This window comes from Corallococcus terminator (assembly GCF_003611635.1).
GTDB classification, from domain to species: domain Bacteria; phylum Myxococcota; class Myxococcia; order Myxococcales; family Myxococcaceae; genus Corallococcus; species Corallococcus terminator.
Genome location: NZ_RAVZ01000050.1, coordinates 1 through 20209, shown reverse-complemented (window position 1 = coordinate 20209; position 20209 = coordinate 1). Strand labels below are relative to the sequence as shown.

Annotated in this window: 17 protein-coding genes and 1 pseudogene; 12 read left to right on the top strand and 6 right to left on the bottom strand. The window is 66.5% G+C overall.

Going from position 1 to position 20209, the window contains the following annotated elements; all coding sequences use genetic code 11:
• The first annotated feature begins 65 nt into the window (after window positions 1-65).
• From D7V88_RS10290 to D7V88_RS10265, 6 genes are all read left to right on the top strand, one after another.
• Window positions 66-665 carry an RNA polymerase sigma factor gene (locus D7V88_RS10290; protein WP_120540445.1) on the top strand — a complete coding sequence of 200 codons (600 nt, stop codon included), beginning with the start codon at window positions 66-68 and terminating at the stop codon, window positions 663-665.
• Window positions 652-1023, top strand: coding sequence for a hypothetical protein (locus D7V88_RS10285; RefSeq protein WP_147448681.1), 372 nt, complete (start codon window positions 652-654; stop codon window positions 1021-1023). The genes D7V88_RS10290 and D7V88_RS10285 overlap by 14 nt, the downstream gene beginning before the upstream one ends.
• Window positions 1020-1742 carry an ImmA/IrrE family metallo-endopeptidase gene (locus D7V88_RS10280; RefSeq protein WP_120540443.1) on the top strand — a complete coding sequence of 241 codons (723 nt, stop codon included), beginning with the start codon at window positions 1020-1022 and terminating at the stop codon, window positions 1740-1742. Before D7V88_RS10285 ends, D7V88_RS10280 begins: the two co-directional genes overlap by 4 nt.
• A gap of 2 nt (window positions 1743-1744) precedes the next feature.
• Window positions 1745-2938 (top strand): hypothetical protein, encoded by a 1194-nt coding sequence (locus D7V88_RS10275; RefSeq protein ID WP_120540442.1) that lies wholly within the window; start codon window positions 1745-1747, stop codon window positions 2936-2938.
• 401 nt (window positions 2939-3339) lie between these two features.
• Complete coding sequence (locus D7V88_RS10270; RefSeq protein WP_244238083.1) at window positions 3340-5214, top strand: ATP-binding protein; 1875 nt, start codon at window positions 3340-3342, stop codon at window positions 5212-5214.
• Window positions 5215-5270: 56 nt separating this feature from the next.
• Complete coding sequence (locus D7V88_RS10265; RefSeq protein WP_120540440.1) at window positions 5271-6632, top strand: hypothetical protein; 1362 nt, start codon at window positions 5271-5273, stop codon at window positions 6630-6632.
• A gap of 10 nt (window positions 6633-6642) precedes the next feature.
• Here the strand turns inward: D7V88_RS10265 and D7V88_RS10260 are convergent, their stop codons facing one another.
• Both D7V88_RS10260 and D7V88_RS10255 read right to left on the bottom strand, forming a co-directional pair.
• Window positions 6643-6966, bottom strand: a complete 324-nt coding sequence (locus D7V88_RS10260; RefSeq protein WP_120540439.1) for a hypothetical protein — start codon at window positions 6964-6966, stop codon at window positions 6643-6645.
• A 133-nt stretch (window positions 6967-7099) separates the two neighbouring features.
• A complete protein-coding gene (locus tag D7V88_RS10255; RefSeq protein WP_120540438.1) occupies window positions 7100-8287 on the bottom strand; it encodes a cyclic nucleotide-binding domain-containing protein in 1188 nt (395 codons plus the stop codon).
• Window positions 8288-8435: 148 nt separating this feature from the next.
• Here D7V88_RS10255 and D7V88_RS10250 point away from each other — a divergent pair, with 148 nt between their 5' ends.
• The 4 genes from D7V88_RS10250 to D7V88_RS10235 all read left to right on the top strand — a co-directional run bounded on the left by D7V88_RS10250 (window position 8436) and on the right by D7V88_RS10235 (window position 13286).
• Entirely contained in the window at window positions 8436-9422 is a 987-nt protein-coding gene (locus D7V88_RS10250; protein ID WP_120540458.1) for a Rieske 2Fe-2S domain-containing protein, read from the top strand.
• Entirely contained in the window at window positions 9409-10320 is a 912-nt protein-coding gene (locus tag D7V88_RS10245) for a fatty acid desaturase family protein (RefSeq protein WP_120540437.1), read from the top strand. Before D7V88_RS10250 ends, D7V88_RS10245 begins: the two co-directional genes overlap by 14 nt.
• A complete protein-coding gene (locus D7V88_RS10240) occupies window positions 10317-11828 on the top strand; it encodes a phosphatase PAP2 family protein (protein WP_120540436.1) in 1512 nt (503 codons plus the stop codon). The genes D7V88_RS10245 and D7V88_RS10240 overlap by 4 nt, the downstream gene beginning before the upstream one ends.
• Before the next feature lie 141 nt (window positions 11829-11969).
• Window positions 11970-13286, top strand: a complete 1317-nt coding sequence (locus D7V88_RS10235; RefSeq protein WP_120540435.1) for a DUF418 domain-containing protein — start codon at window positions 11970-11972, stop codon at window positions 13284-13286.
• Between the two features lie 15 nt (window positions 13287-13301).
• Here the strand turns inward: D7V88_RS10235 and D7V88_RS10230 are convergent, their stop codons facing one another.
• Window positions 13302-13928, bottom strand: a complete 627-nt coding sequence (locus D7V88_RS10230) for an SgcJ/EcaC family oxidoreductase (RefSeq protein ID WP_120540434.1) — start codon at window positions 13926-13928, stop codon at window positions 13302-13304.
• A gap of 62 nt (window positions 13929-13990) precedes the next feature.
• Here D7V88_RS10230 and D7V88_RS10225 point away from each other — a divergent pair.
• Window positions 13991-14211, top strand: a pseudogene (locus D7V88_RS10225) (integrase core domain-containing protein); the annotation flags it as partial.
• 67 nt (window positions 14212-14278) lie between these two features.
• Here the strand turns inward: D7V88_RS10225 and D7V88_RS10220 are convergent.
• Window positions 14279-16408, bottom strand: coding sequence for a zinc-dependent metalloprotease (locus tag D7V88_RS10220; protein WP_158625054.1), 2130 nt, complete (start codon window positions 16406-16408; stop codon window positions 14279-14281).
• A 408-nt stretch (window positions 16409-16816) separates the two neighbouring features.
• On the opposite strand from D7V88_RS10220, the gene D7V88_RS10215 reads away from it, so the two are divergent.
• Complete coding sequence (locus D7V88_RS10215; RefSeq protein WP_120540431.1) at window positions 16817-18100, top strand: type I restriction enzyme HsdR N-terminal domain-containing protein; 1284 nt, start codon at window positions 16817-16819, stop codon at window positions 18098-18100.
• Window positions 18101-18123: 23 nt separating this feature from the next.
• Here the strand turns inward: D7V88_RS10215 and D7V88_RS10210 are convergent, their stop codons facing one another.
• Window positions 18124-19116 carry a cysteine synthase A gene (locus D7V88_RS10210; protein WP_120540430.1) on the bottom strand — a complete coding sequence of 331 codons (993 nt, stop codon included), beginning with the start codon at window positions 19114-19116 and terminating at the stop codon, window positions 18124-18126.
• A gap of 21 nt (window positions 19117-19137) precedes the next feature.
• Window positions 19138-20091: a type I pantothenate kinase gene (coaA, locus tag D7V88_RS10205; RefSeq protein WP_120540457.1), complete on the bottom strand. Its 954-nt coding sequence runs from the start codon at window positions 20089-20091 to the stop codon at window positions 19138-19140.
• Window positions 20092-20209 lie beyond the last annotated feature (118 nt).

The following is a 20209-nucleotide window of genomic DNA, read 5'->3' as shown; positions in this document are numbered from 1 at the left end:
AAAGTCCAGACGGGACCGTAGCCAAACCTGAAAGCGGGCGTGCGCATGTTGGTGAGGAGTGGGGGATGAACAGTCCATCACGCGAGAAGGAGTGGGACCTTCACGAGCGGATGCTGAGCAAGGACTCGACGGTCTCCGTGGACATTGTCCTGACTTTCATGGAGCCGCTGGTCCAGGCACTCGAACGGAATCCAGGTTGTTCGCACGAACACGCCTATGACTCCGTAATCGACGCGCTGTTCATCTACTTCCGGCATCCCGACCGCTATGACGAACGCCGGGCCAGCCTGGGGACCTACCTAGCGCAGATTGCCCGGCGCAAGGCCCAGGACCGACACCGCTCCGCAGTCGCCAGTGCCCGGAGGAACAAGGAATTCGGGAGCATTGTCGAACTTCTGCCAGCGCCTCCGAATATGTCCGTGGAGACGCAGGTGGAGGTGAAGTTGCTGGTGGAGAAAATTGAGCGCGCGGGGCTTTCCGAACGGGACCTGGCCTGTCTCCGGCTCATCGTCATGGAAAGCCGGTCCACGAACATGATGGCGGAAGTCCTCGGACTGACACACCTGCCCCAGGCGGAGATGCGGCGAGCAGTGAAGCGTCACTATGACCGCCTCATGAAGATGCTGAAGCGCCTCTGCGAGGAGGATCCCGATGACGAGTCCTGAATGGTTGAAGCGAGTGGCGGAACGCAGCAGGTCACAGCCCGGGATGCTTGGCCACGTGTTTGGCATGTACCAGTCCCTGGAAGACCGTTCCAACGAGCAACTGGCTGTGGACCTGGCTTGTTCGCCAGAAACCCTGAACCTGCTGGCGCTGTGCATCAGGCCGGAAGGCGAGGCATTCCTCGATCAGGTGAAGGACATCTGCAGGCGTTTCGAGGTGAAGCCTTCCGCGCTCGTCACGGTGCTCCGTCGGGTCGAGGTCATGGAGGCGCTGGAAGAAGACTCCTCGAACGAATCGGGCATGAGGACCTTGCAGATCGCCGCAAGGGATCGCTCCCGGAACCGTGAACCCAAGCCATGACCATTCCGTGGTTGAGAGAGGCCCTTGAACAAAGCGGCCTGCCTCCGCCTGAATCCTTCCCACGCGATCTGGCCTTCGAAGCTCCCCTGGCCCTCCCCGTCAGCCTGGAGGGGCTCCGGGGATTGACCTCGGAGAAAGTGCGTCAGTGGCTGGCCAAACGAGGAAGCAACCAGGAGATCGCCTACCACGACATGCACGGCTGCATGGTGGCTCGCGCGGGCAAGGGGATTGTCTTTTTCGACGAGGAAGATGACGCCAATGAACAACGCTTCACCATTGCGCACGAATTGGGACACTTCGTTCTCGATCACCTCCAACCTCGATTGAGAGCTCTTCGCTTTTTCGGCGAGACCATCCAGGGAGTCCTGGACGAGAAGCGTCCACCGACTCGCGAAGAAGCCCTGACTGCTGCACTTGATGGCATCCCGATTGGCATACAAATCCATTTGATGGACCGAGGCCCTTCCGGCGCCATTGGAACAGGCAGGGTCGCGAAATCCGAGCAACGCGCCGACAGGCTGGCACTGGAATGGCTGGCGCCTACCAAGCTTGCCCGGAAGATCATGCGGGATGGACCCGTCGCAGAAGAGGAACTGCGCCTTGAGAGGTACTTCGGGCTTCCAACGTCCAAGGCGCATGCGTACGCGCGAGCCTTGCGTCGCGAAGAGGGCCGCTCCCGCTTTTCCATCGCTTCATTTTTCGGTGACGAACAAGGGTGATCATGAGCGGTCGCATGCTCCTGGGTGACGATGACGAGGACCTCTCGGGGGACGATGACTACAGGCAATCCTTCCGTGAAGAGTTGGCCCGCACGCTCAATCTGGCGACCTGGGCGGAAGGGCTCGACATCCAAGCCATCATGCAACGCTATCGGGACGAAATTGGTGTTGCTGTCCGGAAGGAGGACCAGCTCCGCACCGTCATCCGCGAAAAGCTCCTGCCGAAATTGAAATCCCGCCCCCAGGCCGCGATTGGCGCTGGCGTCTACCGGGTAAGCCCCGAAGAAGTGGCGGCGGTTCATGAAAGCCTGCTCTTCTCAGGCAATGTCGAAGGCGTGAATGGAATCTCCGTGTCTCACGAAACCCTCCCACTGGACATTACCCAGCTCGGAATCGCCGCCGTCAGCTACGGAGGAACCTCGGGAACATTTTCGCAAAGACTTTTCCGCAGGGAGGTGTCCATCGAGGCGGCAGATCCCTACGAAGAAGCGAGTGCTTACATCGAGATGAGGGAGAATCGCTCCCAGCCGGGCCGCAGCGGTCAGGACAGTCTGTCCCGACTCGCCCGCCGAGGAATCCGCACCTACGCCGAACGGGCCATTCTGGTCGAGAAGCTGAAGGCGGAATGGCGAATGGGACAGGGCAATCCTTTTGCCTATGAGCTGATCACGGGCTCTGGGTACACAGGACTCTTGGATTCATCGCTCACAACCCTCACCCGACTCATGGAGGAACATCCCAAGTTTGTCTTCGTACCGGCACAAATGGATAACCGGGGATTTCTCACACTGGGCCAAGCACTCAACGCGGGCGAATTCGCCATCTTGGAGACGCTGGAGCGCACCGGCAGCGAAATCCTTCGGTCATGGCAATACGACACAGAGGGACTGACGCGGGCGACCACATTCGTGAAGATGTACTGCCCCCAGGTCGTCATGGGTCTGTTCCGGGCATCCAACAACGCACCGCCACAGATCTTCTATGCGCACGTCAAACATGCCCACATGGCTGCGTGCGTGGCCATTGCGGACAGCGTGCTGCGTGCCGACATGGGCTTTCCAATGTTGCTGGATGTCGCGGCCATGAGCTGTCGCAGCGCATTTGGTGAAGACGGCTTCCACGGTCTCATCCAGGATGCCTACGCGCAGGCCGATGCAAGCCTTCAGTATTTCAATGGGCGCAAGGCGCGCCGATAAGTAGGGGAATGAAGACCATGGCAGACAACAGCAAGGACTTGCCCCTGGGATCCACTGCCCCCCGCTTCGGAACGGCGCATCCGGGAGCATTGGCGGGTGGGAGCACCGCTATGCTACCAAATGGAGGGCCCAGGGCCGAGGGAGCTCGCGTCGCGGGAACGGCGCCCATTCGCAAGCCGGGAGGCCCTGAAATGGTGACCCCAGGGAATGGAGCGGAGTCACACCGTCCACCTCAGCAGCCGACACCTCCAACAAGCCAGCCCACCAGACTGGGGCTCCCAGGCGCCGCAGCGCGACCGGCGACGGTTCCGGCGAATCGTCCCGCCCAGCCGTCACCGGCGCCTGTCCCTCCATCGCGAAACGACCTCATCACTCCGATGCCAGCGGGGGCTCGAAGTGAAATGGAAGCCGTCCTGAAGAAGGCAGAGGAGGTCAAGGTCGATCCGGAATTGGAGAAGGCGGTGGGCTTCACCCATTTCGACACCCAGGCGAGCCATGACAACCTCATTACCGTCCTATCGACCAAGGCGGATCTCCCCCGCCTGGCCTCCCAGACGCTCGTGCGCATCAAATCCCGTGAGGACAAGCGTTCCTACCTGGGTGTCGTGGTGCGAGGTCCCTTCGCGGAGCCCAACGCCGTACCGGCGAACTCCACCATGGCCATCGGCGTGGTGACGCAGGGGAAGAAGCTCACCTACACGTTCGAATACCATGGACGTGCAGAGGTTGAACTCCTTGGCGAGGAACTCTCGGGCGTTCTCCAGCCGCCCCGATTCCGTCCACGTCCGCAAAGCCCTGTTTTCATCCTCGAGGAGGATGAAAGCGCGCAAGTGCTCGGAGTTGGGGGTGAACTGAGCATTGGGGCAGTGGTGGGTTACGAAAAGATGAAGGCCAGCATCAGCCCACGGGATAAGTCAGTCCTCCCAAGGCACACCGGCATCATCGGCACCACGGGCGGAGGCAAGTCCACCACCGTGGCCACGCTCATCCACCGCGCGCAACTATCAGGGATCGCGACCATCGTCTTTGACGTGGAGGGCGAGTACACGCATGTGGACAAACCCACGGACCACCCCGCGATGCTTGAAGCGCTCAAGCGCCGCCTTCAGAAAGCCGAGGGAGTGAAGGATCTGCACATTCATCACCTCATCGGTCGCGAGACCCGCAACCCCCGTCACAAGGCCTTGCACCGGTTCTCCCTGAACTTCTCCAGCCTGTCGCCCTATGCGCTGGCGGAGATCCTGGACATGTCGGATGCGCAGCAGGAGCGTTTCCTCAAGGCGTACGACGTCACCAAGCTGCTACTGGAGGATTTCGGCGTATTCCCGGCCAACGAACACGAGCGGCGACAGGTGATGGAGGTGGACGAACTGTCCACCGGCTATCCTCGCATGACCATCCAGCATGTGCTGGACGTCGTGAGCGCGTATCTCTACAGCCTGAGCGACGATGGCAAGGCCGATGCCCGCAGCTCCCGTCCCAAGGCGAGTTCCCGAAAGAAGGCTCCCGTTCAGGACGACCTGAACCAGGGAGAAGAGCCCGAGGACGAGTCCGCACCCCTCGCCTCCAGCCTCCGGCTCCTCAGCGAGTTCAAGAGCGGCCCCGGCCGGGTCATGGCCCGGGTGATGGCCGCGAGCAGTCGAAATGAGATCAGTTGGAAGGCCCTGGCCAGCAAGCTGCACCGCCTGCGCCGACTCAACATCTTCGACGTGGGGGCCAGCGAGAGCGTGAAGTACGACGCGATGCTCACGCCCGGCCGCGTGTCCGTCATCGACCTGTCGGACACCGACTCTCCGCAGATCAACAACCTGGTCATCGCGGACATCCTGCGCGGACTCCAGGAGCGGCAGGAGCTGTCCTACGAGAAGGCCAACCGCGAAGGCGGTGAGGTCACCCCGGTGCTCATCATCATCGAGGAGGCCCACGAGTTCCTGTCCGCCAGCCGCATCACGCAGATGCCCGTGCTGTTCGAACAGGTGGCGCGCATCGCGAAGCGGGGCCGCAAGCGGTGGCTGGGGCTCGTCTTCGTCACCCAGCTTCCCCAGCACCTGCCCAACGAGGTGCTGGGCCTGCTCAACAACTTCATCATCCACAAGATCACCGACGGCGCCGTCATCAACCGGATGCAGAAGACCGTGGGCAGCATCGATGAGAGCTTGTGGAACCGCGTCTCCCGGCTCGCTCCGGGACAGGCACTGGTGTCCTTCAGCAACTTCACCCGCCCGCTGATGGTGGCCGTGGATCCCGCGCCCGTGAAGCGGCTCCTCGTCGAGTAGACGTCACACAGAGTCCAGGGACGGTGGAAGGTGGGAGCGATATAGAGCCCCTCGCCATGCTCCTGCCCACCCTCCTCGCCTCCGTCATCGTCGCCCAGGCTTCCACCTCCCCTGCCTCCCATGCGGCGGAGACGCTGGGCCTGGGCCCCGTCCTGGATGCCGTCGTGCACCAGGGCGTGACGTACGCCGCGCTCGGACGCGGTGGCATCGCCGTGCTCAAGCTCGACGGCGCCGCGCCCCAGCTCGTGCGGCGCATCGAGGAGGGCCGGCGCTTCGTGCGGCTCGTCATCGTCAACCAGTCGCTCCTCGCCATCGAGCAGCGCGAAGAGGCCCACGCCTTCTCCCTCGCCACACCGGAACAGCCCCAGCCCGACTCACTGGCGTCCGCGCTGGGCTCGGCGCGCGACCTCACCGTCGTCACTGAAGCGCCTCCCACCCAGGCGCCTCCGATGACGCCGACCACGACGGCACGACGACTGACCATCACCGCCGTGAAGGATGGCGACGTGACGCTCTCCGGCGGAGACACGGCGGGCGTGCGCGAAGGCAGCCGCGTCCGGGTCCGCACCCAGGACGCCCGCGAAGTGGTGCTGGAGGTCGTCGAGTCCCGCGAGGACTCCGCCCGCGCGCGGCTGGGCCGCGGAGAGAGCGTGCGCGTGGGGGACACCGCCGTCGTCACCGATGCTCCCGCGACGGCGCGACTCTTCTTCCCCGAACCCGGCGTGCCGCACCTGCGCTACGGCTTCCACGCGCGGCCCTTCCTCGCGCTGGATGCGACCACCCGATTGGGACGCTCCGCTCGCGCGGGCGGACTGCTGTTGGACGCCTTCGTCGCGTGGCGACCGGGTGAGAGCCCCGTGGTGCTGAGCGCCCAGTTGGAACCCGTTGGCTTCGGTCTGGGCACCGGCCTGCGCCACACCCCAGGCGCCGCCTACGCCGCCGTGGCCTACTCCACCGACTTCCTCGAAGTGGGCATTGGCGCGGGAGTGCTGTTCGGTCAGAAGTCGTGCTACCCCGAACTCGAGCCGGATACGTACAAGGAAATCCCAGGCAAGAACGTCTGCGAATCCAACGCGGGACCGTCCATCCAACAGGTGCTGCGGCTGGGGGCGCTCGACGGGTTCCACCTCGCGTGGAGCTCTTCCATCCTCTCGCGCGACAACAAGTTCCGCTTTGGCTCCGGTCGGGGCGAACTCCAGGTGCCCCTCACCCCCAGCCTGTCCCTCTTCGGGGCGGGCGGTGGCGCGGCCAGCGGTTGGAACTTCGGCGAGGTCGGCGTGCGCAGCTTCCTCAAGGGCACCGGCGGCACCGGTACCACCGTGCTCTCCGCGAGCCTGGGCATCGTCTCACTCTCGGATGGAACCGGGAACGCGCTCACGGGCCCGTCCGTCGCGATTGGCATCGAGCGCCGGCCCTGAAGCCCCCGTGTCAGTGACCGGAAGCCATCGACGCGGAGAACTCCTCCGGCACCATCGAGCCGGAGATGGGGAAGTCCTTGGGCGCCCGGTTCCACGCCTTCTTGCCTGACAGGCGACCGGGCCCGCGCGGGATGTGGCGCAGCCCCATGAAGGCCAGCGACAGGATTCCCAACCCGATGGCCCCCGTGGCTAGGTGGCCGAGGAGTCCCATCCGCCCGCGCTTCGAACCGCTGATGCCCAGGAGCGGCAGGGCGGCGCTGGGCGTGGAGGCCAGGACCCACCACATGCGCCAGTTCGCGCGAGCCTGGGTCTTCAGTACGGCGATCGGAGCCATGGGGCGTCCTTCCGAGCAGGAGTGTCCTCCTGGAGGATGGGGGCGACCGGCTGACCGTGACAGCCCCCTCCTGGTGCTCGCCTGCCTGCGCACCAAGAGCAGGGAAGCAGGCACGCCCCCGTTCGGGCGGCCCTCAGCCGCTCAGCGCCCGCACGCGCGCCGCGAGGCTCTGCGTGAAGAGCCGGTAGATGTGCAGCGACGCCGTGTCGTGCGTGGCGAGGAAGTGCTGGAAGCTCTCGCGGGTGATGCGCAGCGCGCGCACGGCCGTCTTCGCCCGCACGTTCGCGGACACCGGACCGTCCTGCACGAGTGAAATCTCCCCCAGGTGCGAGCCCGGCCCCAGCGAGTTGAGCAACCGCGCGTTGGCCTCGTTGCCGCTGAAGACATCCACCGACCCCTCCAGCAACACCAGCAGCCCGGTGCCAGGAGCGCCCTTCTCCAGCAGCACCGTGCCCGGCGTCGCCGTCACCGGCCGCGCCAGCCGGTACAGGTCCTTCATGTCCTCCAGCGGCAGCTCCCCGAAAATGGGAATGGCCTTGAGGAAGCGGTAGCCGCTGGCCTCCGGCACGGACGCGCCCGCGGCCAGTCGCGCCAGCAGCGCCTCCGCCTCCACGTCCAGCCCCATGCGCCGCAACAGCCGCGCCTTCTCCGTGACGAGCACCGGATCCACGCGCAGCAGTTCGGAGCTGCTCAGCGCATCCGCCAGCACCGCGAGCGCCCGGTGCGTGAAGCCTCCCGCGTCCAGCACCTTGCAGGTGCGCAGCACCGCTTCGACGTAGCGAGGGTCTTCGGCGAGCACGCCGCCCAGCGCCTCGGCCTCCGCGTGCGCCTGGCCCAGCTTCTGGTAGAGGTCCGCGGCCTCGAAGTGGCGGCCCAGGCGGACCAGGCAGTGCGCCATGGACTCGGTGGCGCCCAGGCCCCGGTACACCTCCAGCGCGCGCTCCAGCGCCCCACCCCGCTCGAAGGCCGCCGCGGCGCGCTCCACCTCGCCCGCGCGCAGGTACGCCTCCGCCGCCGCCACGTGCTGGCCGCCTTGCGCGTACAGGTCCGCCACGTTCACGTCGTCGCCGCTGCCGTCGAGCAGCCGCGCCGCGCCCGTGAAGTCGCGCGCCCGGCGCAGCACGTCCACCAGCCAGTGGCGCTCCTTCGCCGTCCCCTGCGAGGCCTCCTTGCGCAGACGCTCGCGCTGCGCGGCCCCCAGCTCCTCGTAGAGCTGCGCCGCGCGCTCCGGCTCTCCCTGCGCCGCCAGGGTCTGCACCACCTGGAGCGTGCCGCCTCGCATCGCGCCGCTCCGTCCGCTGCCCGCCGTTTCGCCTGCCATGTCGCCTTCCCTTCCCGGATCCGCGCCGCGTCGGACGTCGTACCCGGTTCCGCCAGCGTCCTGACAAAACAGGAACCCGCGCGTAAAGCTACCACTCCACCCATCGCCCGTGGCCCTGGGGACACCGGGTCCGCTAGGGTCCATGACCATGGCTGTTCCTGTGCCGGCCGGGGGGGATGCGGCGCGCCTCCCCGGGCCCGTGCGTCCCCGCGCCTGGTACCTCGTGGGTCCTTCCGCAGCATTGCGGCGGGGGCAGGCGAGGGGCGTCCAGTTGGGCGGGCGCGAGCTGGTGGTCTTCCGGAGCGAGACGGGACAGGTGCACGCGCTGGAGGCGCACTGTCCCCACCTGGGGGCCCACCTGAAGCACGGCACCGTCCAGGGCGAGCTGTTGCGCTGTCCCCTGCACCACTGGAGCTTCGACGGGGCGGGCCGGTGCCGCGCCGTGCCGGGTCGGGGTGACGTGTCCCACCTGCCGGGTCCCCAGGCCTTCCCGGTGGAGGAGCGCTTCGGAGGGGTGCTGGTCTTCAACGGCCCCACGGCGCTCTTCCCGCCCCCGGACGTAGGCGGCCCGGAGCACGCGTGGCACGTGGGCCCGCCGGTGACGGTGCGCTGCCCCTGGCTGCCGCTGGTGGCCAATTCGTTCGATCTGGAACACCTGCGCACGGTGCACCACCGCGAATTGAGGGACGTGCCCACGGTGGACACGCCGGATCCGTTCACGCTGCGGCTGCGCTACACGTCGCGGGTCATTGGCACCGGGGCGAGCGACCGGCTGATGAAGGCGCTGTCGGGCAATCACATCCGCGTGACGCTCACGCTGCACGGGGGCACGTTGATGTCGGTGCAGAGCGACCTGGGGCGGGCGCGGGGAATGTTGCTGGCGGGGCTGACGCCGGTGCCGGAGGGGGTGTCGGTGCAGCTCGCCGTCGCCGCGCGAAGGGGGCGGATTCCGGGCGCGGCGGCGCTGGCGCTCAAGGTGTCCCGGTGGCTGTACACGTCCTTCCTGCGCCGGGATTTGTCCGTGCTGGACGGGATGCGCTTCAACGTCGCCACGGCGACCGCGGATCCGGTGATGCGCCAGTTGATCGACTTCGCCATCGGGCTGCCCGAGGACCCGAACGATGCGCACCGCTGACGCCCCGCCCATCCCTGCCGCGCTCAACGCGGTCCTGCTCGTCGCGGCGATGGGCGCGGGGGCACTGTGCCTGTGGACGGCGTCGCACGCGGAGACGCTGGCGGTGCGGCTGGTGGCCGCGGGGGTCTTCTCGTACGTGAACAACACGGTGTTCTCGCTGTTGCACGAGGCAACGCACGGGGTGCTGCATCCGTCGAGGCGCGTGAACAACGGGCTCGGGCGACTGGCGGCGACGTTCTTCCCGACGTCGTTCACGTTGCAGCGGGCCTTCCACCTGACGCACCACCGCCACAACCGCACGGACCGCGAGCAGTTCGACTATCTACGGCCGGGCGACCACCGCTGGCTCAAGCGTGCGCAGTGGTACGCCATCCTCACCGGCATCTACTGGGTGTTCGTGCCAGTGGGGGCGCTTGTGTTCGCGTTGGCGCCGGGGTTGTTGAAGCGGCTGCGCGGTCCGGGCACGCGCTACGGAGAGCAGACTGGCGCGGACGCGTACCTGGGGCGATTGGAAGAGGCACCGGGAGCCCTCATCCGCGCGGAGGTGCTGGGGATGGTGGCCGTACAGGCGGCGCTGGCGTACGCGCTGGACCTGACGCCGGCTGGATGGGCGCTGTGCTACGCGGCGTTCGCGGTGAACTGGAGCTCGCTCCAGTACGCGGACCATGCGTGGTCCCCGCTGGACGTGCGCGAAGGCGCCTGGGACCTGCGGGTCGCCGCGCCGGTGCGCTGGGTGTTCCTCAACTACCACTACCACCGGGCGCACCACGTCCATCCACAGGTCCCATGGCTCTACCTGGGCCGCTACGTGGATGAGAGCGTCCCGCGTCCGGGGTTCCTGCGCGTCTGGCTCCAGATGTGGAGGGGACCGCGTCCGTTCCCGGAGAAGGCGCCATGAGTGGATCCACGGCGCTCTTCGGCTGGCCGACGTCGGGAGAACTGAAGCGCACGGGCGCGCTCGCGGGCGGCTTCGCGCTGTTCTTCCTGGCGGTCTACGGGGGCGCGAGCTGGGTGACGGGGTTCTATCCAGGCGGCTTGCGGGTGGACCTGCCCTTCGAGCAGCACATCCCTTTCATCCCCGGCTGGGCCGCCGTCTACGTGAGCATGGACGTGCTGCTGTTGCTGTCCCTGTTCATCTTCCGGACGTGGCGACAGATGCTCCCCTTCGCGCTGGCGCTGTGCGCGGAGACGGTCGTGGGCGCGCTCTGCTTCCTGGTCCTTCCGGTCGAGGTCGCGTGGCCTCCGCGCGCAGTCAGTGGCGGCTGGATGCAGGTCTTCCAGCTCGCGGACACGATGAACCTGGAGCGCAACTACCTGCCCTCGCTCCACGTCGCCTTCGCCTGCACGGCGGCGCTGGCTTACCGCGAGCGTTCCGGGCCGGTGGCCCGCGCCGTGTTCGCGCTGTGGGCCCTGGCCATCGCCGCCTCCACGCTGCTCATCCATGAGCACCATCTGGTGGACGTGTTCGCGGGAGCACTGCTGGCGTGGGGCACGTGGCGCGTCGTGGCCCCAAGGGTCCGTGAGGCGAGGTTCCTCGAAGCCGTGCGCGTGGAAGCCCTCTGCGCGAGAGAGCTGTACCGCTTCGCGCGAAGGCATCCGCGTTATGGGCTCATCGCGCTGGCGCTGTACCAGCAGTCGGTGGGGCGCTGGCGCAAGGCACGCAGGGCCCGGGCGGGCTTCTGTTTCCTCCAGTTGGTGGATGACGTGCTGGACGGAGACCGTCCGGTCGAAGGCGAACCGCTGGACCACATCGACGCGCTCATCATTCGGTTGGAGACCGGCGCGCCCCATGTCCCTGGAGCATCGTCCGAGTTCCACGACACCGCGACGACGCTGGGGCGGGTCCTGCTCACGGAGCTGACCGACGACCGGGCGCGGGAGCAGGTGCTCGAACTGGTGCGCACGATGCGCAAGGACCGCGAGCGGGTGCGGGACGGACGCTGGTGGGACGCGGCGACGCTCCAGGCGCACCTCGCGGCCACCTTCCGCCTGTCGGTGGAGCTGATGCTGCATGTCGCGGATGCGAGGGTGCACTCGGACGAGGCCCCTTCTCTGCTCGCGGCGCTGGGCTGGTGCTCCGTGATGCGTGACTTGCGCGAGGACCTGTCCCAGGGCCTCTTCAACGTGCCCGCGGACGTCGCCGCGGAGGTGCGGGCCGGGGGTCACGACCCGGCGGACATGGACGCATTGCTCGCCTCCGAAGTGGGTCGGACCTGGGCGCTCACCGAGTACCAGCGGGCCCGAGCGCTGCTTGACCGGTCCGCCCTGGAGTTGGCCGCGCTGGAAGGAAGGCCCGGAGCACCGCTGCTTCGCCTCTTCCATCGCTCGGTGGAGTCCTTCTGGGCGAAGAAGCTGCCTCGGAGGATGCCCTTCCTGCGCCAGTCCTCCGCGCTCGGAACCTCTTGAATCCAGTTCATTGAGCCTGCCTGCTCGTTGCCTCACACCCGGCATCGTTGGGGCGCGGGTGAATCCACCCGGGGTGCGGTTCCGAGGAACGGACGCGCGCACGCGTTGACGCGAGGAAGCGGCGGGCATCTGCTGCATGCCATGTCTGACTCCATTCCAAGCGCGCCGTCTACCGATGCCAACGCCCGCCCGGTGGACAGCTCCGAGCGGGTGATCCTGCTGGACGTGCTGCGAGGCTTCGCGCTGTGCGGCGTCTTCGTCTCCAACAGCTTCGCCTGGTTCAGCGGATTCGTGCTCCTGCCACGCGAGCAATCCCAGGCGCTGACGTCGCCTCCGTTAGAGGCCGTCGTCACCGCGCTCTACCACTTCTTCGTGAACCAGAAGTTCGTCACCCTCTTCGCCTTCCTCTTCGGACTGGGTTTCGCCATCCAGCTCCAGCGTGCCGAGGCCCGGGGCGCCTCCGTCGTCCCGCTGTACTCCCGGCGGTTGGGGGTGTTGCTGGGCATCGGAGTCACGCACCTGGTGGGACTCTGGCTGGGCGACGTGCTCTCCAGCTACGCGGTGGTGGGCTTCGCACTGTTGCTCTTCCGCCAGCGCTCGGACCGGACGGTGCTCACGTGGGTGGCGGTGCTGATGCTGGTGGTGCCGGTGGTGGTGCCCGTGCTCCAGCACGACGTCCCCATCCTATTGCAAGGCGCGGAGGCAGCGACGCAGGCAGCGAAGGCCCGTGAGGCGCTGGATGTCCGGATGAAGGCCCAGCTCCTGGAGGGGCTCTCGAGCGGATCCTTCTGGACGACGCAGGAAGCAAACGCGCGCTTTCTCACGCACATGCTGCCGCAGACCAAGCGGGTCGTCTGGATGGGCGTCATCCTGGGCCGCTTCCTGCTGGGGCTGCTTGCGGGGCGGCTCCTGTTGCTTCAGGACGTGGAGCGATACCGCGCTTGGTATCGCAAGATGATCCTCTGGGGTCTGGTGTTCGGAGTGCTGGGCAACGGCACCTGGCTGGTGGTGCAGCGCCTGCGAGTGGCGGGGACGTTGGATCCAGAGAAGGACGTCTGGATGTACGCCCTGCCGGCCATCCTGGAGCTGGGCTTCCTGGGGCTGGCTTCGGTGTACGTGGCCGCCTTCGCCCTGCTCTTCCAGCGCGAGCGGTGGAAGCGGGTGATGCAGGTCCTGGCCCCGGTGGGCCGCATGGCGCTCACCAACTACCTGCTGCAATCCGTGGTGAGCCTCTGCCTTTACGACGGCTGGGGGCTGGGCCTCATGGGCCGGATGCCGCCATCCCGCAGCGTGGCGCTCGCGCTGGCCGTCTTCGCCCTCCAGATTCCCCTGAGCCACGCGTGGCTGGCGTACTTCCGCTTCGGTCCGGCCGAATGGCTGTGGCGCTCGCTCACCTACGGCCGGGCGCAGCCCCTGCGACGGGCCGCCAATGAAGCCCCGGCGCAGGTGGCGAGCTGAAGCCGGAGACGCCGCTCAGGCCGTCGCGGGTCGGCGGCCCCGGCGGCCGAGGAAGAAACCCACCGCGAGGGCGGCGACGGCGACGAGGGCCCCGAAGCCCATCGCGGCGTTCTTCACCTTGGTGAGCAGGGGGTTGTCGAACACGTTGGTGGAGTAGTGGAACGCGGCGATGAGCCAGCGGTCGCCCTCCTTCACCAGCGTGCAGGTCCACCGACCATTGATGACGATGTCGCTGCCGTCGCTCAGTTCGTAGTGGTCCAGCGACGAGCCATACGCGACGCCCGCGTTGCCATACAGCCGGGTGAGCGAGTCCACATCGAACTTCGCCGTCACCTTCTTCACGACGCTGTTCGGACCGCCCAGCATCTGCGCGTAGTAGGCGCGGATGGAGTCCTTGCCCACGCGAACATCGTTGTTCATCGTGGAGAACACGACGTCCGGATGCAGGTGCGACAGCAGTCGCTCCAGGTCCTGCTTGTTGAGCGCATCCTCCATGTCCTGCTTGATGGCGCGCAGCGCCTGATGCGTCGCTTCATCCGCGGAGGCCACCACCGCAGGAGCCGCAACCGGCTCCTGGGCGCCCGCCATCACGGGCACCACGACGAACAGCAACGCCAAGAGACCCAGCCGAGTGCGCACCATCGAAGCTCCGCGAAGGAAGAGGCCAGGCATCCTACCACCGCGCTCACCATTCAGGACCTGATGTGTGCACCACGCCCTCGTACTCCCCCAGAGCAATGGCATGGCGGAGGCCTTCGTGAAGACCTTCAAGCGCGATGACGTGGATGTCAACGCGCTGCACTCGGCCGTCCACGTCATCGCGCGGTTGCCCGCCTGGGTCGACGACTCCAACCACTGCCACCCGCATCGGAGGCTCAAGATGAAGTCACCCCACGAGTTGCGTACTGCTCACTCCCAACCTTGAGCTGTCCGATTTGACGGGGGCAACTTCACCGCCGGGCCCCCTTCCTGAAAGCCCCAGGAGGTACGGGTCAGTGGTAGTACGGCGAAAGGGCACTGGAGATGCGTGCCAGCAGGTCCTCGGTCTGCAACCGTTCATCCCCCGTGAGCGACGGGAGCTGGGCAGTGAGCGTGCCATGGGCCTCGCGCAGCGCCGAGTAGGCGGGCAGCGTCTGGTGTTGCTTCAGGATGTCCACCATGGTGCGGCGGGACGCGGGACCGCGCACGCCATCCACGTTGAGCAGGATGCCGCGCACGTCCGTCAGCACCGTGGCCAGGAACTGCGGCGTGGTGGGCGCGTTCGCGCTGAAGGTGCCCCGTGCCGTCGCTGGATCCAAATAGAGCCGCGTGAGGACGCGACGCGCGAGTTCATCCGCCCGGGCGCCGTAGAACGCGGGAGCGTCCGGGGGAACGACGAGCGGCGGCCGCACCGACGCCAGGATGTCCTGGTACGCGTCCACCTGCTCCTGCGCCTCGCCGACCCGCACGAAGCCCAGAACGCGGTTGGTGCGAGTGTTGAAGAGGCTGTCGGCGTAGGACGCGAGCGGCTCCGCGTTCAAGTACCACTGCGCGAAGTCGTTGAAGAAATACAGGTTGAACGCGAACGGGTCGTGGGTGCGGTCATCGGCGCCGCAGCGCGGGTTCGTGTACCGGTCTTCGTCCGTGCAGAACGGCCAGGTGGGCAGTTGGGAGTCCAGCCCGTAGAGGTAGCGCACCGCCTGCACGTCGTAAGGGCCCGGCGTGGTGCCGTAGATGGCGTCCTCGTCCACGACGTAGTCCATCACCGAGCTGCTGCGCAGGCCCGTGGGCGAGCCGTCGTAGACGATGGACCCGGCGAAGTTGTGGCGCAGGCCCAGGGTGTGGCCAATCTCATGCAACATCACATGCGTGATGAGGGCCTCCACCTTCTGCTTCTTGGTGAGGGGGGCGCCGTCCACCAGGAAGGAAGGCAGGCCGGAGAGCCGCGCGCCGGAAGGCTGGAGGACGTTCAGGTCGCACAGCGTGTCCGCCTTCATCCCGGACCAGGACAGGCTCAGGGGCGGCCGTGCCGCGACGGACGCACCGGGGTCGCTGTCGTAGACCTCATCGCCCTTCACCAGCCACATGGCTGGCATGTAGACACCGGCGCCACGGATTTCGCTGGTGTTGGGGTTGAGGCGGAAGTCGGCGAAGGCGAAGGACATCGCCTCATCCGTGTCGAAGATGACGACGTTCTTGTCGTCATCCCCGAAGTCCAGCCCCGCGTTGCCCACCTTGGCCTCCAGGACCTTGAAGCCAAACGCCTGGTTCCAGTTCTCGATGCCGCGCTTCACCGCGCCCACCAGGTCATAGCCCTGGAAGCGGGGATCGTTCTGCACCTTGAGCACGCTGGGGGTGATGACCCAGGAAATGGGTTTCATCCCGGGGTGGATGTTCCATTTCATCGCCGGCGCGTCCGTCCAGCCTCCAGTGTTCTTGATGAAGCTCGGCTCGCCGGGAAAGTAGTGGGGCTGCGCGGGCATGGGCGTGGGCGTGTAGCCAGCGCCCTCCTTGTACCGGCGCAGGGAGAGGCTGAGCGTGCCGGAGGTGCGGTACGGATTGGGCTCCAGTAACTCCCACGAGGCGTCGTCAGGCAGTTCCGCGTAGCCGGTGAAGACCTGCTCGAACGCGATGCCGTCGGTGATGGCGTGGAAGCGCTGCGCGAAGCTCAGCTCCGTCTGGAAGCGCGGGGAATAATAGGTGATGGCGTCCGCCACCACACCGAAGCGGTTGAGTCCCGCAGACGGGTCGACGAGCACGTACTGGTCCGCGCCACGCAGGCGGTTGAACGGGCCGTAGTCGGTGACGATCGGATACGCCTCCATCAGCACCTGCGGGTCGAACAGGTCGCTCCACTGCTTGCGGTCGTCCACGTCCAGTACGAAGAGCCTGCCGTTCTGCTCCTTGAAGCTGACCACCCGCGTGCCCATGGACACGGCGGCCCCATAGGCCACCCCTCCAGGATGGAGCTGCTTGAAGAACGTGGACAGGAACCACTTCTGGTTCAGTTCGCTGCGCTTGATGGCCAGGTAGAAGTGGGTGCCGGCGTCCTCCACCACGCCGGACAACCGCTGCTCCACCTGCTGCTTGCGCTCGGCGCTCGTGGCGCGGGGCACCACCACGAAGGCATCCTCAAGGCTCATCGCCAGCGGCGCCTCGGGGGCTTCGGGGCCGGTCGCGGGCCCGGCGTCATCACAGCCTCCCGCGGTCAATATTACTGCCAGCGACGCGGCACTCAACCCTCGGCGCATCGGGAACCTCTTGCTTCCAGGCATGGGCTCACTCCAGGGATGGAGCGGCGCGGTGTCTTCAGCCCGCGCCGCCGGCACTGGAGGAACGACACCCGCTGAAAGGCATACCGGCCGAAAGTTCCCGACCGGGGAGGCTCATCGGAAATCTCACGCGCCAGTCGCAGGAACTCCACCTCCTGCTCGGGGCTCACTCCGAGGTGGTATGGACAAGGGTGAGCGAAAGTACTGTAGTACTGAAAGTTGCCAGACTTTTCGCCGCACTGGCTCGACTCAAGTTCGACGGAATGCAGGGGGAATACCGTGGACGCGAATCAATTGCTGGAGCTGGTCAAGCGCTATCAGGAGTCCAAGGCCTTCATCACCAATGAGGAGACCGCCAAGCTCGCGCTGGTAGTCCCCTTCATCAGGCTGCTTGGCTATGACCCCGGTTTTCCACGTGAGGTCCGCCTGGAGTACGCGGCCGACTTCGTCCAGGGCGATGGGAAGAAACTCCCAGACCGCATGGACTTCGCCATCTTCGACCAGACCGGCGCGAAGCCCCTCATCGTCATCGAGACCAAACCCCTGGGCACGGACCTCAAGTCGCGCGCCCAGCAATTGGCGCGATACCTGTCCCAGCTCCCGGAACTCCACTTCGGCATCATCACGGATGGATGCCACTATCTCTTCTTCGGAGATCTGGAGAACCCCAACGTCATGGACCCGGAGCCCTTCTTCACGTTCTCCTTGGAGGACACGAAGTCTGACTGGGCCAAGGTCGCGAAGTTCCTGTCCAAGTTCAGCCGTGAGTCATTCAACGCAACGACGTTGATCACCGACGCGGAGAACAGCCGCTATCGCCAGAGCATGATCGACAAGCTCTCAGCCGTCCTGAAGGCGCCCGGCGAGAACGAAGGCTTCCTCAAGTGGCTCACCGAAGACATCTACAAGGGAAAGCGGACGACCGCGGTGATGGAACGCCTTGGAGAAGTCGCCAAGGAGGCCATCGAACCCACCCTCCTCCGGGTGATGGGCGATGACTTCCTCAACAAGCTGAAGGAGCGCATCCAGCGTCTGAACGAAGGCACGGAGCCGTCGGTTGCGTTGGATGCCCCCAACGTCGTGAAGGCGGACAGCGCGAGGCCGTTCGACACGGAACCTCGTCTCCCGGGCGATGAGAAGGCGCGAGCCACCATCGACACCACCGAGGAGGAGCTGGCCTTCTTCAACGTCGTCCGGGACATCTGCGGCAAGAACGGCCATTCGGCGGAGGACATCCTCTACCGGGACACCTCGAGCTACTTCAACGTGTCCTTCAAGAAGCCCACGAAGTGGTTCGTGAGGTTCTTCGGCAATGGCAAGCGCAAGAGCATCGCCACATGGGTGCCGGTCGAAGAAGCCAAGGCCCTCGCCACGGGGTTCGAGGTCGAGGCAGCCCCCGCTGCATTCGGCCTGAGTCGGGTCTACATCGAGACGATTCCCCAGGTGTGGGCGCTCAAGGCGCTGATTGCGCGCAGCCTGGAGCTGTCCCTCACGGGCAAGGATGAGGTCAGTGCAGAACCCGCGGAGCCCAAGCCGCCACTCAAGGTTGTCTCCAGCCTGTAGAAGACAACCTCGCCCCCGGAGCATCACCCCACCGGCAGCGGCTTCACCGTGAGCTGCTTGGACGCCAGGAACTCCGGGTTGAACACCTTCGACGCGTAGCGGCTGCCGTGGTCACACAGGAACGTGACGATGCGCAGCCCCTGCCCCGCGTGCTGCCGGGCCACCTCCCAGGCGGCACGCACGTTGATGGCCGCGGAGGTGCCCACCACCAGCGCGTCCTCCCGCGCCAGGTGGTACAGCATCTCCAACATGTCCTGGTCCTCCAGGCGCATCGCCTCATCCACGCGCGCCTGACGGAAGTTCTCCGTCAGCCGCATGATGCCGATGCCTTCCGTGATGGAGCTCCCCGTCGTCTCCAGCTTCCCCGTGCGCACCTGGCTGTAGAGCCCCGACCCCGGCGGATCCACCAACACCACGCGCAGCGCCGGGTTCTTCTCCTTCAGGTAGCGGCTCGTCCCGGACAACGTCCCGCCGCTGCCCACCGATGCCACCAGCACGTCCACCTTGCCCTCCGCCTGCTCCCAGATTTCAGGGCCCGTCGTCTCGTAGTGGTAGTCGCCGTTGGCCGTGTTCTCGAACTGGTTCATCCACGCCCAGCCGTGCTCCTCCGCCAGCACGCGCGCCTGATGGAAGAAGTGGGACGGATTGGAGAAGGGCACCGCCGGCACGCGCCGCACCTCCACCCCCATCGCCTCCAGCAGCTCGTACTTCTCCCGCGCCTGGTTGTCCGGCATCGTCACCACCACGCGGTAGCCCCGCTCGCGCCCCAACAACCCCAGGCCGATGCCGGTGTTGCCCGCGGTGCCTTCGACAATCGTGCCCCCGGGCTTCAACTGCCCGGACGCCTCCGCGCGCTGGATCATCCCCTTCGCGGCCCGGTCCTTGATGCTGCCGCCGGGGTTCATGAACTCCGCCTTGGCGACGATGTCACAACCCGTCCGGCGGCTGAGTGAACCGATGCGCAACAGCGGCGTGTTGCCCACCGCGTCCCAGAGCGAACCCAATCGTGGAGCCATGTCTGTGTTTCCCATTGCCGCCTACAGCTTGCGCATGCGCACGCGGCGGACCTTGTGGTCGTTGCCCTTCACCAGGATGAGCCGCGCGCGCGAACGCGTGGGCGCGATGTTCTGCGCCAGGTTCGGCCCGTTGATCTCCGCCCACACCGACGCCGCCCGCGCCACCGCCTGCTCCCGCGTCAGCTCCGTGAAGCGCCGGAAGAACGAGCGCTCGTCGTGGAACGCCGTCTCCCACAGGTGCAGGAAGCGCTCCACGTACCAGTGCCGGATGTCCGTCTCCGGCGCGTCCACGTAGATGGAGAAGTCGAAGAAGTCCGACAGGAACGTCTGCGGCAACTGCCCCCCTTCCACCAACCCTGTCTGCAGGACGTTGAGCCCCTCCAGGATGAGGATGTCCGGCTGACGGATGGTCCGCGCCTCCTCCGGAACGATGTCGTAGACGAGGTGCGAATACACCGGCGCCGTCACCTCCTCCTTCCCCGCCTTCAGCTCCGCGAGGAAGCGCACCAGCCCGCGCCGGTCATAGCTCTCCGGGAAACCCTTGCGGTTCATGATGCCCCGCTCGGTCAGCACCCGGTTGGGGAACAGGAAGCCGTCCGTCGTCACCAGCTCCACGCGCGGATGATCCGGCCAGCGCGCCAGCAACGCCTGGAGGATGCGCGCCGTGGTGCTCTTGCCCACCGCCACGCTGCCCGCGATGGCGATGATGAAGGGCACCTTGCGCCCCGAATACCCCAGGAACGCCTGCTGCGCCGCCCACAGCGACTGCGCCGACGCCACCTGCAGGTGCAAGAGGCGCGACAGCGGCAGATAGACATCCACCACCTCGTCGATGTCCAACCGGTCGCCCAGGCCCCGCAGCTTCTCCACCTCCTCCGCCGTCAACGTCATGGGAGTGGAAGCCCGCAACTCCCGCCACGCTTCACGGTCGAGGTCGACGTACATGGATGCGGCGCGGGGCTTGGTCGCGGACATGCCACCCAGCATGAACCAGACCTGCATGGATCCGGCAAGTGAACGTGACAACAGGCTCACGCGGAGTGCCTTGACAGCACGGCCCGCCCCTCGCAACGTCCGCCGCCGACCCCTGGGC